This window comes from Janthinobacterium kochi (assembly GCF_051380715.1).
GTDB lineage: Bacteria > Pseudomonadota > Gammaproteobacteria > Burkholderiales > Burkholderiaceae_D > Janthinobacterium.
This window is the reverse complement of sequence record NZ_JBNYXO010000001.1, coordinates 784067-798946: the sequence shown is the minus strand read 5'-3', so window position 1 is coordinate 798946 and position 14880 is coordinate 784067. Positions and strand designations below refer to the sequence as shown.

The 14880-nt window shown below is 65.0% G+C and carries 12 protein-coding genes; 4 read left to right on the top strand and 8 right to left on the bottom strand.

The window, feature by feature from the left end; translation table 11 throughout:
• Positions 1-37: 37 nt before the first annotated feature.
• Positions 38-2461 (bottom strand): DNA internalization-related competence protein ComEC/Rec2, encoded by a 2424-nt coding sequence (locus tag ACQ4WL_RS03725; RefSeq protein ID WP_436508152.1) that lies wholly within the window; start codon positions 2459-2461, stop codon positions 38-40.
• A gap of 183 nt (positions 2462-2644) precedes the next feature.
• On the opposite strand from ACQ4WL_RS03725, the gene ACQ4WL_RS03720 reads away from it, so the two are divergent.
• Both ACQ4WL_RS03720 and ACQ4WL_RS03715 read left to right on the top strand, forming a co-directional pair.
• Complete coding sequence (locus tag ACQ4WL_RS03720; RefSeq protein WP_436508151.1) at positions 2645-3478, top strand: class I SAM-dependent methyltransferase; 834 nt, start codon at positions 2645-2647, stop codon at positions 3476-3478.
• 85 nt (positions 3479-3563) lie between these two features.
• Positions 3564-5552 carry a helicase-related protein gene (locus ACQ4WL_RS03715; RefSeq protein WP_436508150.1) on the top strand — a complete coding sequence of 663 codons (1989 nt, stop codon included), beginning with the start codon at positions 3564-3566 and terminating at the stop codon, positions 5550-5552.
• A gap of 3 nt (positions 5553-5555) precedes the next feature.
• On the opposite strand, the gene ACQ4WL_RS03710 is transcribed toward ACQ4WL_RS03715, so the two are convergent.
• The 7 genes from ACQ4WL_RS03710 to ACQ4WL_RS03680 form a co-directional block, all read right to left on the bottom strand.
• A complete protein-coding gene (locus ACQ4WL_RS03710) occupies positions 5556-6029 on the bottom strand; it encodes a T6SS effector amidase Tae4 family protein (protein WP_436508148.1) in 474 nt (157 codons plus the stop codon).
• Position 6030: 1 nt separating this feature from the next.
• Positions 6031-6420, bottom strand: a complete 390-nt coding sequence (locus ACQ4WL_RS03705; RefSeq protein ID WP_436508147.1) for a Rap1a/Tai family immunity protein — start codon at positions 6418-6420, stop codon at positions 6031-6033.
• 85 nt (positions 6421-6505) lie between these two features.
• Complete coding sequence (locus tag ACQ4WL_RS03700; protein WP_436508146.1) at positions 6506-7744, bottom strand: PQQ-dependent sugar dehydrogenase; 1239 nt, start codon at positions 7742-7744, stop codon at positions 6506-6508.
• Positions 7741-8547: a TatD family hydrolase gene (locus ACQ4WL_RS03695; protein WP_436508355.1), complete on the bottom strand. Its 807-nt coding sequence runs from the start codon at positions 8545-8547 to the stop codon at positions 7741-7743. The genes ACQ4WL_RS03700 and ACQ4WL_RS03695 overlap by 4 nt, the downstream gene beginning before the upstream one ends.
• Before the next feature lie 12 nt (positions 8548-8559).
• Positions 8560-9285: a lipoprotein-releasing ABC transporter ATP-binding protein LolD gene (gene lolD / locus ACQ4WL_RS03690; RefSeq protein ID WP_436508354.1), complete on the bottom strand. Its 726-nt coding sequence runs from the start codon at positions 9283-9285 to the stop codon at positions 8560-8562.
• A gap of 16 nt (positions 9286-9301) precedes the next feature.
• Positions 9302-10567, bottom strand: a complete 1266-nt coding sequence (locus ACQ4WL_RS03685) for a lipoprotein-releasing ABC transporter permease subunit (protein ID WP_436508145.1) — start codon at positions 10565-10567, stop codon at positions 9302-9304.
• A gap of 65 nt (positions 10568-10632) precedes the next feature.
• The gene (locus tag ACQ4WL_RS03680; protein ID WP_436508143.1) at positions 10633-11910 is read right to left on the bottom strand and encodes a lipoprotein-releasing ABC transporter permease subunit; all 1278 of its coding nucleotides are present in this window, start codon (positions 11908-11910) and stop codon (positions 10633-10635) included.
• A 160-nt stretch (positions 11911-12070) separates the two neighbouring features.
• Here ACQ4WL_RS03680 and ACQ4WL_RS03675 point away from each other — a divergent pair, with 160 nt between their 5' ends.
• Together ACQ4WL_RS03675 and recJ are read left to right on the top strand one after the other, a co-directional pair.
• Positions 12071-13135 (top strand): hypothetical protein, encoded by a 1065-nt coding sequence (locus ACQ4WL_RS03675; RefSeq protein WP_436508142.1) that lies wholly within the window; start codon positions 12071-12073, stop codon positions 13133-13135.
• The gene (gene recJ / locus ACQ4WL_RS03670; protein WP_436508141.1) at positions 13132-14832 is read left to right on the top strand and encodes a single-stranded-DNA-specific exonuclease RecJ; all 1701 of its coding nucleotides are present in this window, start codon (positions 13132-13134) and stop codon (positions 14830-14832) included. Before ACQ4WL_RS03675 ends, recJ begins: the two co-directional genes overlap by 4 nt.
• The last annotated feature ends 48 nt before the right edge of the window (positions 14833-14880 follow it).

Below are 14880 nucleotides of genomic sequence, written 5' to 3'. Positions count from 1 at the left end.
GGACTCTTCCGGCGATGATTTCCCGAGCCTGGCAGCGCTAGTGGCCATGCCAGTAGCGCGGCCGGCTAGCCCGATACAGCGTCACGCCGATACCGTCGCCAAACGCCAGCACCACCGCCCCTTCCACATCCGTACGCAGCCGCGCAATCCCCATCTCGCCATAGCGGGCATACACCTGCGCCTTCGGGTGCTTATAGCGATTGCGGTGCCCGACCTGGAAAATCGCCAGGGTCGGATGGACGGCGTTCAAGAACGCCGGCGTGGACGAGGTGCCGCTGCCGTGATGGGGCGCCAGCAGCACATCGGCCGCCAGTTCACTCTCCGCTGAACGTGCCAGCAATTGCGCTTCCTGCGCCGCTTCAATATCACCGGCCAGCAAAATGGCATGCTGGCCTGCCGTGATTTTCACGCTGCAACTGCGGGCGTTTGGTTTCAGCGATATATCGTCGTGGCTGGCCGGCAGCGGGTGCAGCATGGCGAAATGTACGCCTTCCCAAGTCCAGCTCTGGCCCGCCATGCAGTGCAAATACGGGCGCCGGGCTTGCCGCCGGACCTCGACGGCCGGGTGTCCATCGAATAGCGACGAGGCCAGCCAGCCCACTTGCACACTCTCCAGCAGCGACACGGCGCCGCCCGCGTGATCGAGGTCGCTGTGGGAAATGATGATGCCATCGAGCGTGCCTATGCCGCGTGCGCGCAAGTACGGCACGATGACCCGGCTGGCACCATCGGAATCGAGGCTGTAGGCAGGTCCCGTGTCGTACAGCAGGCGGTGATTGTGCGTTTCCACCAGCACGGCCATGCCTTGTCCCACGTCAAAGGCCGTGATCCACATGCGGCCCGGCGGCGGACTGGATGGCAAGGCCGTCAGCAGCGGCAGCCAGCCCAGCATGCCGGCCCAGCGGTGCGGCCATCCGCGTGGCGCCAGCAGCCATGCCGTGCCAAACAATGCCCAGCAAAAACTCCACATTGGCGGCGCGGGCGCCGTCCACACGGCAAAACGGCGCGCGCCCAGCCAGTCCAGCACTTGCGCCAGCATTTGCACGATGGCGTGCGCCAGCAGCAACAGCCAGTCACACAGAGGCGCGGGCAGCAGGCTGCCGGCCAAGGACAAAGGCGTGACGACGAGGCTAATGACGGGAATGGCCAGCGCGTTGGCCACTGGGCTGACCAATGAGACTTGCGAGAACAGCAGCATCGTCAAGGGCACCAGCCCCACCGTCACCACATACTGCGTGTGGGCACCCAACGCCACGGCGGCGCGCAAACGGCGCCAGCGTCCAGCCTGCAGCGGCATGGGCGCCTTGGTGCGCCCCGCCGTCGCATACAGTATGGTGGCGACGGCGCCAAACGACAGCCAGAAACCGGGCCACAGCACGGCCCACGGGTCGAGCAGCACGACCACGCCCAGCGCCAGGCATAGGATATGGACGATGCTGGTGATGCGTCCCAGCCACAGGGCCAGCGCCACTACCAGCAACATATACAGGGTGCGCTGCGCGGGCACGCCGAAGCCGGCCAGCAGCACATAGAAAAATGCCGCCAGCGCGCCAGCCAGCGCCGCCACCTTTTGCGCCGGCATCAGCAAAGGCAGTTGCCGCTCCGTGAAAAACGAGCGCCGCCACAGCGCACCTGCGCCCAGGGCGAACAGGCCCGCGATCATGGTGATATGCAAGCCTGAAATCGAAATCAGATGGCTCACGCCAGTGCGATTGAACACTTGCCAGTCCGACTGGGGGATGGCGCGCTGGTCGCCCACCACCAGCGCCACGATCACGCCCGCATATTGCTTGCCATCCAGGCTGCGCAGTATGCGGGCGCGCAGCGCCGCGCGGCTGGCTTCCACCACGTTGCCGAAACCGGGCACGAAGGCCGCCAGGCGCACGTTCGGCGTATCCGCGCGCGGCTGCGGCCGCACATAGCCGGTAGCGCGCACGCCCTGCTCCAGCAGCCACGCCTCGTAGTCAAAACCCATGGGGTTCGCGTTGCCGTGCGGGCGCTGCAGACGCACCGTCAGGCGCCAGCGCTCGCCCGGCTGCACGTCGCCCACCTCGTTCGTCACTGCATCGCGAAAACCCGCGTACCAGGACAGGGCGATCAGGGGCGGCACCTTCGCCCCCCCAGCTTTTTCCACGGCAAAATTGAAGCGCACGCCCTGCTCGAAGCGGTACGGCAGGCTGGCCACCGTGCCCGTGACGATGATGTCCTGCCCTTCATCGGCCAGCGCCAGCTGCGGCACCAGGGCCACGTGGGCCAGCCAGGCGGCCCAATAAAAGCCCAGTCCCACGCCGGCGGCAAGCGCAACAGCAGAGCGCCAGCGCGCGTGACGGCGCAGCAGCCATGCCATCAGCAGCGCCGCGCCAGCGATCACCCACAGCAGCGCGCCCGCATGCGGCGGCAAGCTGGCCTGCGTCTGCAGCCAGGCGGCGCCGGCGGCAAAGCCGAGTATCAGGGTACGCATGGGAGCTCGCGGCGAAAAGGGCTCAGTTACTGTGATCGTTTTCGACTCTTTGCCACCTGATCTGACGCAATAGTGCGTGGATAAGAACACTCATGCACGCCATCCGGCACCACCACTGGGGAAACTTTCCGCATGCTAATATGACCATCCGTCGCCCTGGCGCCACGACTTTACGGACCTTGCATGACCCCACTGACAGCGGCCGAAACCTATTTACAGGATTTTCATCAACGGCAAGTCGGCGTGACCAGCGCCGCGTTTGCCCATTTGCAGGCCAGTTCCCCTGCCGGCATCTGGGCCTCGTCCTATGACGTGCTGACCAGCCTGGTACCGTCTGTGGATACGCCGTTGAGCGTACTCGACCTGGCCTGCGGCGACGGCCATCTGCTGGGCCTGCTGGCAGCGCGGCAACAGGCGCAGCTGCAACTGCTCGGCGTCGACATGAGCGAGGCGGAACTGGCCGCCGCGCGCGCCGTCCTGCCCGCCTCAGTTTGGCTGCAGCAGGGGCGCGGGCAGGCGCTCGATGTGCCGGACGCGAGCATCGACTGCCTCGTCTCTCACATGGCGCTGATGCTGATGGACGACATTGAACAGGTCATGCGGGAAATCCGCCGCGTGCTGCGCCCCGACGGCCAGTTTGCGGCCATCGTCGCCCGCACTTTCCTGTTGGGCGAAGTCAACGACGTTTTCATGCGCGTGTTCAAGCCCATAGCCAGCGACGCGCTGCCGCCGCTGCGTTTCGGCGACCGGCGCACAGGGTCGGAAACGGGCTGGCGCGAACTGCTCGATGCCGGTTTCGCAGACGTTGCATTCGACGACATCGATGTCCCATGGACACCCACGCCGGGCGAACTGTGGGCCGCCCTGCTCGACACGTATGACATCGACCGCCTGGACCATGACGCCAGACAGCTCCTGCACGGCGCATTCATGGAGGCCGTGGCGCATCTGCAAGCCGGCGATGGCAAGATCGCCACCGGCTGGGGCCTGCGCCTGGTGCGCGCGCGTGCCGCCTGAACATGCAAGCGCCAAGGCGAGCCACCACCACCCGCCGCCATCGACGGTATAATCGGCCTCGCTTATTTCAACACCCAGGCACGACATGACTTCCTCCGCACTTCCTCCCGACACTTCCACCGACATTTCCGACAGCACCGAAGACAATAACGACGCCACCCTGGTCGCGGAACTGGGGGAACTGGCCGAGCATATCCGCCTGGTCAAGATGGAAGGCCGCGTCTTCGTGCGCTTTTCCGGCCTGGTCAAGGCGGGTGGCTTGCATGTGCCATATGCGCTGGTGCCGGCACAGGGCGTGCTGGCGCGGCCGGCCAAGTGGCGCAAGATGGACCGCGAGTCCAAGCTGGCCCTGGTGCGCGAACGCGCCAGCGCGGCCGTCTTCGAGGAGCTGCGCCAGCATGTGGTCGATTTCGTCGCCGATATCGCGGGCCTGAGCGAGGATGTGGACACGGACCCGATGGTCTTCCTGCACACGCTGGCCGACATGCAGACGTCGGAGCCGGCCGGCATGGTCTTCGACCGCATCCGCCAGCGCTTCAATCACGCCATCGAGCGCCAGCTGGAAGAGCAGCACGCGGCGCGCACGCGCCAGAGCATCAACCTGGCCGAGTATCCCGCTTCGTTCGAGATGGCCCGGCGCCTGCCGCGCCGCTTCATCGCCCTGCTTGGGCCCACCAATTCCGGCAAGACGCACCGCGCGATGGAAGCGCTGGTGAAAGCAAAGAGCGGCATCTACCTGGCGCCATTGCGCCTGCTGGCCCTGGAAAACTACGAACGCCTGCAGGAAGCCGCGCCGCATGGCAAGCCGCTGGCCGTGAGCCTGATCACGGGCGAGGAACGCAGGGTCGTCGAAGGCGCCACGCACGTGGCCAGCACGGTGGAAATGCTGGACACGAAAACCGTCGTCGAGGTGGCCGTCATCGATGAAATCCAGATGCTGGCCGACCCGGACCGGGGCGCTGCGTGGACGGCGGCCGTCTGCGGCGCGCCGGCCCACACCGTGTACCTGGTGGGCGCGCCGGAAGCGCGGCGCGCCATCGAAGCGCTGGCCGAGCGCCTGGACTGCCCGCTGGAAGTGCACGTATTAAAACGCATGGCGCCCCTGTCGATGGAGCCGAGCGCCGTGCGCAAGGTGCGCAACCTGCGCCGCGGCGACGCCGTCATCGCCTTTTCGCGCCGCGAAGTACTGATGTGGCGCGACATGATCACGGAAACGGGGCTGTCGGTAGCCACCGTCTACGGCAACCTGTCGCCCGAAGTACGGCGCGCGCAAGCGCAGCGCTTCCGCGACGGCACGGCCGATATCGTCGTCGGCACGGACGCGCTGGCGATGGGCCTGAACATGCCGATCGCGCGCATCGTCATGACCACCTGCGTCAAATACAATGGCCGCGAAGAGGAAGAGATTTCGGCCGCGCTGGCGCGCCAGATCGCCGGGCGCGCGGGCCGCTATGGCGTGCATGAAGAGGGCCTGGTGGCCGGATACGACAACGAGACGCATGAAGTCATGCGCGCGCTGCTGAAGGAAAAGCTGCACCCGCTGAACACCAGCGGCTTTGCCGTGGCGCCGTCGCTGGAACATCTGCACCGCATTTCCTCGGTGACGGGCGAGCTGTCGCTGTCAAAGCTGCTGCGCCGCTTCATCCACAATATCGATGTGCCGGACGGCTTTTTCTTCCCCCGCATCACGGAAGACCAGAAGGAGCGCGCCGTCTGGCTCGACACCCTGCCCCTGTCCGTGGCCGACAAGTTCACGCTGTCGCTGGTGCCGATATCGAGCAAGGTGCCGTCCTTGCAAACGGCGTGGGAAAACTGGTCGAAGAATCTGTCGCAGGGAAAAACCAGCACCTTGCGCCAGCACGCGTACGGCGGTGGCACGCAGAATTTGCAGCAGGTGGAAGACACTTGCCGCTACTACTCGGCGTATGCGTGGCTCAGTTACCGCCTGCCGGAATTTTTCCCCGATATCGCCGTGGCGCAAAACCTGTCGCGCGATGCGTCCGAGCGCGTCGACTCCATCCTGCGCGCGCACAATGCGGCCTCGCGCGGACGCGCGGGCAAAAAGTTCAAATAAGCGTCAACGAATTTCCCAGAACCACACTTCCGCGCAATCCCAGTAGCAATCGGAACCGCACACCTTCACACCGATGGATGGCAACAGGATGTCGATATGCCCGCCCGCGCCACCCAGGTAACCGGGAATGCGGAAGAAGGCGACGAGGCCCTTGCGCTGGCCGATGCCGGCGATGGCCGCATCGCGGCTGAATTTCTCGGGTGCGCCAAACATTGAGGGGCTGGCCAGCATATGCGCCAGCTTGGCCTGTCCCGGTTCGATCAGCGCGCCCTTGAACGGGCCCTTGCGGATGGCCATGCGTCCCTTGACCTTGACGCCGACCTTGATCAGGGCCAGGCTGACGCGGATGGCGCAGGTGTTGGCAAAGCTATCCTTGCCGATCAAGTCTTCCCAGCCGATTTCGCCGAACAGGGCCGCCTGGTCGACGGCGGCCACGCTCGAATAATTCTCACGCAGCTTGATGAATGCAGGTTTCACGTCAGCCTCCCGTTGGTGGTGGAGTGGAACAGGGAAAACGCCGCGCCAGAATGGCGACGATCAGGGTGGAAGCGTCACCCTGGCGCGCCCGCGCGGGCAGCTTTTTCAGTTCGGCGACGATGTGCGCGTCGATTTCCACCGTTTTCAGGCGGCCCGTGTCGCACCACTGCCGGCCCTGCGCCGCGTCGGCCGTGCCAGCCAGGTAGCCCTGGGCGTAGCGCTGGTTGAGCAGGAAGGCGGGATCGGCGGATGCGCCCTGAGGCGGCACGTCGTGGTAATAGGCGATCAGCTGGTCGGCGCTCAGGCGCGGCGCCGGCAGGTAGCCGGCGGCGGACGCGCACACGGAAAACGCGCTCACGGACAGCGCGGCAAGGAGTACAACATGGCACATGGCCAGCCCGGGTCAGTGGTGGGATGTCTGACCGATTGTAGGGCGCTGCGGCGACCTCGCACTGAGCGAGGTCAAGCGATATGCATTACGGTTTGGCCGCCTCGTAATGCAGCTTGAGCACCAGCCCATTATGGTCATCGGCCATGTAGATATCGCCATCCTGCCCCAGCTTCACGTCGACGGGCGCGCCCCTGCCCTGCTTGCCCTTGCGCTCCCAGTTGCCGATCAACTCGACGGACTTGCCCAGCGGCGCACCGGCCTTGTCGGGCAGCAGGGCCACCAGGCGGTGGCCATTGCTGCGGTAGCCGTGGTAGCCGATGATCAGGCTATTCTTGTACAGCTCGGGGAAACGGCTGGCCGTGTAAAAGGTCATGCCCAGCGGCGCGGCGTGGCCGGGCAGCAGGCGCTGCGGCGCCGCGTATTGCGCGGAGCAAGCCGTCTTCGGATATTCGGGACTGGCGACGTTGTCGTCGTAGCAGTACGGCCAGCCATAGTGCCGGTCGGCCTTGATCAGGTTCAGCTCTTCATGCGGCAGGTTCTCGTCGCTTTTCAGCTGCGGCATGGCGGCCTGGATAGCGTCGCGCGCGTTTTCCGCCTGCCACAAGTCGCCCGTCGCCGGGTGGAAGGCCAGCGCCATCGAATTGCGCAAGCCGCGCGCATGCGTGCGCCAGCCCGTCACCGTGCCGGCCGGCCAGGCCATCTTGTATTCGCGGATGGCGCCCAGGGCTTCCGGACCTTCCGCCGAGGCGCACGGCTTGGCCGGATCGGGTGCCTTGCCATCGTTCTCGCAATGGTCGGTGCTTGAGCCCACGTTCACATACAGGTCGCCTTTGGGGCTGAAGCGCATGGTCGTCAGCAGGTGCAAGCCCAGTCCCGGCAGGCGCGGCGTCTTCGCCGTGCCGCCGATGATATCGGTGAGGGCGTGCGATGGATCGCGCAAGTCGAAGCGGAAGATGCGCCCCACCTCGCCCACGTAGACCATGCCGTCCGGTCCCTGCACGATGCCGTTCGGGCGATCGAGCTTGTCGAGCAGCAGCTTGCGCTCATACCCGGGACCGGCCGCCTTGCGCTGCAACAGCCATAATTTACCCTGCTTCGGCGCCCATCCCGCCATGTCCGTGACGAGGATGCCACCATTCGTCAGCGGCAGCACGCCACGGGGGAATTTCAGGCCGTCAGCCAGCACGGCCACGCAAAAGCCGGCCGGCGTACTGACGTCGAGGCGCGGCATGCCATCGCACTGGGCACCGGGCGCCGCCAAGGCGGGAGCCAACGCGCCGCTCAAACAGGCCGCCAGGGCGCCGGTGATGATCTTCTTGTTCATGAGGGTATTTCCATCAAAGGTAATCGGGGCAGCACGGCGCGCGCATTGGCGCTGGTCGCAGCGGCCACTTGCGCGATATCCAGGCCGCGCAATTCGGCCAGCACGGCGCCGATGCGCGGCAATTCTTCGGGGCTGTTGCGGCCAGGGTGTATCCAGGCAGGGGAAATATCGGGCGCGTCCGTCTCCAGCACGATGGCGTCGAGCGGCAAATCCGTGGCCATGCGGCGTATCTGCAGCGCGCGCGTAAAGGTCATGGCGCCGCCGAAACCGAGCTTGAAACCGAGGGCTATATAACCCTGCGCCTGCTGGAAGCTGCCGTTGAACGCATGCGCGATGCCGCCATTCGGGCGGATCTGGCGCGCATGCTTGAGGACGATGTCCTGCGAGCGGCGCACATGGGTCAGCACGGGTAAATCGAAGTCGCGGGCGATCTTCAGCTGTTCGCGCAGAAAATGCTCCTGCTTCACGCGCATGGCCGGTTCGCACAGCATGGGGAGGAAGAAATCGAGACCGATTTCGCCGATGGCGACGAAACGCGGGTCATTCATGGCCTGCGCCACGGCCTCGCGCAGGGCGATCAGATCGTCTTCCGTAGCATGCGGCACGTAGATCGGGTGGATGCCCAGGGCATAGCAGGCGTTGGGCGCCGTTGCCGCCAGCTCGCGCACGATGGCAGAATTGGCCCGTTCAACGGCGGGAATGACGATCATCGCCACGCCCTGCTGCTGCGCGCGCGCCGCCACCTGCAGCGATTCGCTGCCGAATTCGTGGGCGTCGAGGTGGCAGTGCGTGTCGATCCACAGCATGGCGGCTCCTTAATACTGGTACGGCTGCAGCCCTTCGTCCGTCAGGCGCAGCACGCGGTCGCAGCGCTTGGCCAGTTCAACATCGTGCGTGACGATGACGAAGGCCGTGCCCAGGGTGCGCGACAATTCCAGCATCAGGTCGAAAATCTGTTCGGCCGTGGCGTGATCGAGGTTGCCCGTCGGTTCATCGGCCAGCACGCAGGCCGGCTGCGTGACGAGGGCGCGGGCCAGGGCCACGCGCTGGCGCTCGCCACCCGACAATTCACCCGGCGTGTGCGTGACGCGCTTGGCCAGGTTCACGCGCGTGAGTATCTGCTGCGCCAGCTCGGTGGCGGGCGCGCGCTTCATGCGGCGGATCATCAAGGGCATGGCGACGTTATCGAGCGCGGAAAACTCGGGCAGCAGGTGGTGGAACTGGTAGACGAAGCCCAGCGAGGCATTGCGCAAGTCGCCACGCGCCTTTTCGCTGAGGGTAGCAAAATCCTTGCCCAGCAAGGTCACCTTGCCGCTGGTGGGCGTATCGAGGCCGCCCAGCAGATGCAGCAGGGTCGACTTGCCGGAGCCGGAAGCGCCGACGATGGCGACGCGCTCGCCACGATGCACGTCGATGTCGATGCCGGCCAGCACCTGCACCTTGTAGCTGCCCTGCGTGAAAGTCTTGCCCAGGCCACGGCAGGACAGGACGGCGGAATCGGCGGAAGCGCCGTTGGAAGCGGGTTTGTTCAGATCGGTCATGGTCGTCGTCAGTGGTTTATTCATAGCGCAGGGCTTCCGCAGGTTTGACGCGGGCAGCCCACCAGCTTGGGTACAGGGTCGCCAAAAAGGCGAGGATCACGGCCAGCACGCCGATCTTGCTGACGTCGGGCCAGCGCAGGTCGGACGGCACGGTGCTGATGAAATAGATGTCCTTGGAGAGGAACTGCACGCCCAGCAGGTGCTCGATGAAGGGCACGATGACGTCGATGTTCATGGCCACCAGCACGCCGCCGCCCACGCCCAGTATCGTGCCCAGGATGCCCACCAGCGCGCCCTGGATCATGAAGATCTTCATGATGGAGCGGGGAGATGCACCCAGGGTGCGCAAGATCGCGATATCGGCCTGCTTGTCCGTCACCGTCATCACCAGGGTCGACACGAGGTTGAACGCGGCCACGGCGATAATCAGGGTCAGGATGATGAACATCATGCGCTTTTCCGTCTGCACGGCAGCGAACCAGTTCGCGTTCAGCTTGGACCAGTCGCGCAGCCACAGGTCGCCCGGCATGGTTTTTTTCAATTCTGCTGCCACTTGCGGCGCCCGGTTCATGTCGGCCAGGCGCAAACGCAGGCCGGATGGACCGTCGAGGCGCAGCAAGCGCTGGCCGTCTTCGATATTGATGAAGGCCAGGCCGGCGTCGAATTCATTGTGGCCCGCCTGGAAGATGCCGCTGACGGTGAAGCTGCGCATGCGCGGCAGCACGCCGGCCGGCGTGACCTGGCCCTGCGCCAGCATCAAAGTCACTTTTTCACCGAGGTTGACGCGCAAGGCGCGCGCCAGCTCGATGCCCAGCACGATATTGAAGGTGCCCGGCTGCAGCGCCTTGAAGCTGCCCATGCGCGTCTGGCCGGCCACGTCGGACACGTTCGGCTCTTCCTCGGGCAGCACGCCGCGCACGATGGCGGGGCGCAGCGCATCGTCGCGCAGCAACATGCCCTGCGTTTCCACGAACGGCGCGGCGCCTTTCACGGCCGGATTTTTAAAGGCCTGCGCCGCTTCGGCGCGCCAGTCGGGCATGCTGCCGCTGTTGTCGAACACTTCCACGTGGGCCAGCACGGACAGCATGCGGTCGGTCACTTCCTTCTGGAAGCCGTTCATCACGGACAGCACGACGATCAGCGCCGCCACGCCCAGGCCGATGCCGGCCATGGAAATGAGGGAGATGAAGGAGATAAAACTGTTACGGCCACTGCGCTTGCCGGCCCGCGTGTAGCGCAGGCCGACCAGCCATTCGAAGGGAAGATTTTTTAACATGCTCATTGATTCATTATTTCTAAGGGGTCAGACCCGCCGGGTCTGACCCCAGCAGTTTGTTGATCAGCCAATTACTCATACCGCAGCGCTTCGGCCGGCTTGACTCTGGCCGCGCGCCAGCTCGGGTAGATGGTCGCCACCAGCGCCAGGCCAAAGGCGATCAGGCCGATCTGCGCCACGTCCAGCCAATGCACGTCGGACGGCACGGCGCTGATCTGGTAGATTTCCTTGGAGATGAAATGCAGGCCGAAGATGCCTTCGATGAAGGGCACGATGACGCCCACGTTCAGCGCCAGCACGACGCCGCCGATCACGCCCAAGGCACTGCCCAGCAAGCCCACCAGCGCGCCCTGGATCATGAAGATCTTCATGATGGAGAACGGCGAGGCGCCCAGGGTGCGCAAAATCGCGATGTCGGCCTGCTTGTCGGTGACCGACATCACCAGGGTCGAGACGAGGTTGAACGCGGCCACGGCGATGATCATGCTGAGGATGATGAACATCATGTTCTTCTGGCTTTGCACCAGCGCATACCAGCTGGCGCTGGCGCGCGACCAGTCGCGCATCCACAGCTGGCCCGGCATCGACGCTTTGAGTTCGCGCGCCACCTGCGGCGCCTGGTTCATGTCATGCAGACGCAGACGCAGACCGGACGGGCCGTCGAGCTGCAGCAGCTGTTCGGCGTCCTGCATGTTCACAAACGCCAGGCTGCCATCGAGTTCATTGTGACCTGCCTCAAAAATGCCGGCCACCTTGAGCGCGCGCATGCGCGGCATGACGATGCCAGTGGCCGGATCGCCCGCCCTTGGCTCGCGTTCCAGCATCAGGGTCACGTTCTGCCCCACTTTCACGTCGAGCGCCTTGGCCAGGTCGATGCCCAGCACGATGTTGTACGAGCCTGGCGTCAAGTCCTTGAAACTGCCCTGCTTCATCTGGCTCGCCACGCTGGAGACGGTCGCTTCCTGCTGCGGCAGCACGCCTCGCACGACGGACGGGCGCATGGTTTCATCATTGAGCAGCATGCCCTGGGTTTCCACGAACGGCGACACGGCTTTGACTTGCGGGTTGGCGTAGGCGGCGCGCTCCTGCGCCTGCCAGTTGGGCATGGAGCCGCTGGTGTCGAATACCTCGACATGGGCCAGCACCGACATCAGGCGGTCGGTGACTTCCTTCTGGAAGCCGTTCATGACGGAGAGGACGACGATCAGGGCGGCCACGCCCAGGCCGATGCCGGCCACGGAAATGAGGGAGATGAAGGAGATGAAGCTGTTGCGGCCACTGCGTTTCCCGGCGCGCGTATAGCGCACGCCGACCTGCCACTCAAAAGGAAATTGTTTGATGATGCTCATGCGCTCCCGCGACAACGATAATATGCGAGCGCGCAGTGTGCCACACAAATGACACTCATGCGTGAAACACATCACCGTGGCGCCACTTTCCCGCGCCCGCCGTCAAGGGAAAAACCGCGGGAACTACTCCCCCACCGCCACAATCGCCTACAATCTCGGGATGAATCAACTTACCCTCGTCCTGCCCTTCGCCTTGCCCAATGCCGAACTGGCTGCCGACCTGCTCAAGGTCTTGCAGGCGCCCGCCCTGGCGGCCCTGCTGTCGCGCACTTCCAATTGCAATTTGGAAACTTTTGACAACGCCAACCGCTTGCTGCCGCACGAAGCGTGGCTGGCGCACGCGCTGGGCCTGGCGTCCGCACCCAACGGCGAGGCGGCACAGGCAGCCTTTGCCGCCCAGGCCATGCGCGGCTACGGCCTGGCGCCGGAACCGGGCGCGCGCTACTTCCTGCTGCATCCGGCCCACCTGGCCATCGCCCGCAGCCATATCAGCCTGGAAGACTTGCGCCAGCTCACGTTGAGCGAGGCCGATGGCCGCGCCCTGTTTGACATTGCGGCCCCCTATTTCGACGAGATCGGCCAGCCGCTGGCGTATGGCGACGCGGGCACCTGGTTCATGCGCGCCGATGGCTGGAGCGACTTGCAGTGCGCCTCGCCGGACGCCGCCACCACGCAAGACTTGTCCGTCTGGATGCCGGAAGGCGAGCACGCGCGCGCCGCGCGCCGGCTGCAAAACGAAGTGCAGATGCTGTGGCATGAACATCCCGTCAACGCGGCGCGCGAAGATCGGGGCTTGAAAGCCATCAACTCCTTCTGGATCTGGGGCGGCAGCCTGGCCACGGCTGCATCTGCTCCTGAACCTGCACGCTGCGCCGCCAGCCTGCATACAAAGGACGCGCCCGGCTGGCTGGCGGCACTGGCGGAACCATCACGGCGCGATGCCAGTCCAAGCAGTGTGCTGGCAGACCAATCCGACGCGATCGTCGTGCTGGGCGGCTTGACCCAAGCGGCGCAAGCCCAGGAATGGGGCATGTGGCTGCAGCAGTTGCAAGCACTGGAAGCGGACTGGTTCGCCCCCCTGCTGGCGGCCCTGAAAGATGGCCGCCTGGGGCAGCTGCGCCTGGTGCTGAGCCACCGCGACGCCTGGCTAGCTTGCACCACCAGCAAGCATGCGCAGCGCAAATTCTGGCGCGCGATTACCCTGAACAAGTTGAAAGCATCATGACCCGTACCCGCATCGCCACCCGCCCCTGCCCTTACCGCGAATCCGAATCGCTGCGCCAAGGCGGCATCCACCCCGTGCTGGCCCGGCTGTACGCCTCGCGCGGCCTGTCCGACGCGAAGGAACTGTCGAGCGAACTGGCGGCCTTGATGCCGCCGTCCGGCTTGCTGCACATCGGTGCAGCCGGCGTCTTCCTGGCCGACGCGATTGCCGCCAAGAAACGCATGGTCATCGTGGCCGACTACGATTGCGACGGCGCCACCGCCTGCGCCGTCGCCATTCGCGGCTTGCGCGCCATGGGCGCCGACGTCGATTTCATCGTACCCAACCGTTTTGAGTACGGCTACGGCCTGACGCCGGAAATCGTCGAACTGACGGCCCGCGAAAAGTCGCCCGACATCATCATCACCGTCGACAACGGCATCGCCAGCATCGACGGCGTGGCCGAGGCCAACCGGCGCGGCATCCAGGTGGTCGTCACCGACCACCATTTGCCGGCCGACACCCTGCCCGACGCGGCCGTCATCGTCAACCCGAACCAGCCCGCCTGCGGCTTCCCCAGCAAACACCTGGCCGGCGTGGGCGTGGTGTTTTACGTCTTGCTGGCCCTGCGCGCCGAAATGCGCCGACGCGGCATCTTTGATGCGCAAACGCAGCCCAAGCTCGACAACCTGCTCGACCTGGTGGCGCTGGGCACGGTGGCCGACGTGGTGCGCCTCGATACCAACAACCGCATCCTCGTCGCGCAAGGCCTCAAACGCATGCGCAAGGGCAATATGCACGTGGGCGTGGCCGCCCTGTTCCGCGTAGCGGGCCGCGAAGCGCGCAGCGCCACGCCATTCGACCTGGGCTTTGCCCTGGGACCGCGCCTGAATGCAGCCGGGCGCCTGCAAGACATGTCGCTGGGCATCGAATGCCTGATCACGGACGACGAAGGCCGCGCCTGGGCGCTGGCGCAGCAACTCAACGACATCAATCTGAAGCGCCGCGAAATCGAGGCCGAAATGCAGGATACGGCCCTGCTGCACCTTGATGATTTCGAGCCTGCCAACAGCAGCACCATCAGCGTCTTCGACGAATCGTGGCACCAGGGCGTGATCGGCATTGTCGCCTCGCGCCTGAAAGAAAAGTTTTACCGACCGACCATCACGTTTGCGCCCGGCGCCGATGGCTGGATCAAGGGCTCGGGCCGCTCGATTCCCGGTTTTCACTTGCGCGATGCGCTCGACCTCGTATCGAAACGGGCGCCCAGCCTGATCGACAAGTTCGGCGGCCACGCCATGGCGGCGGGCTTGACCATCCGCGCCGACGCCTTCGACGCGTTTTCCAAGGCCTTCGAAGCCGTGGGCCAGGCCTGGCTCAGCCAGCAGCAACTGGAACGGGTCGTGGAAACGGACGGCCCGCTGGAAGACGCCTACTACACGACGGCCTTCATCGAGCTGATGGATGGGCAGGTGTGGGGCCAAGGCTTCGCCCCGCCCGTCTTCTGCGATGAATTCCGCGTCGTCAGCCAGCGCATATTAAAAGAGCGCCATTTGAAACTGCTGCTGGAAAAGAACGGCGTGCGCTTCGACGCCATCTGGTTCGGCCACACGGACGCGCTGGGCGAACGCACCAGGGTCGCCTTCCGCCTCGATGCGAATGAATACAATGGCACGACCAAGGTGCAACTGATGGTGGAGCATGCGGAGGCCGTCTGACAAGATCGGCCCAAATCCGTGACTTACCTTATTGACACATTCAAGTCC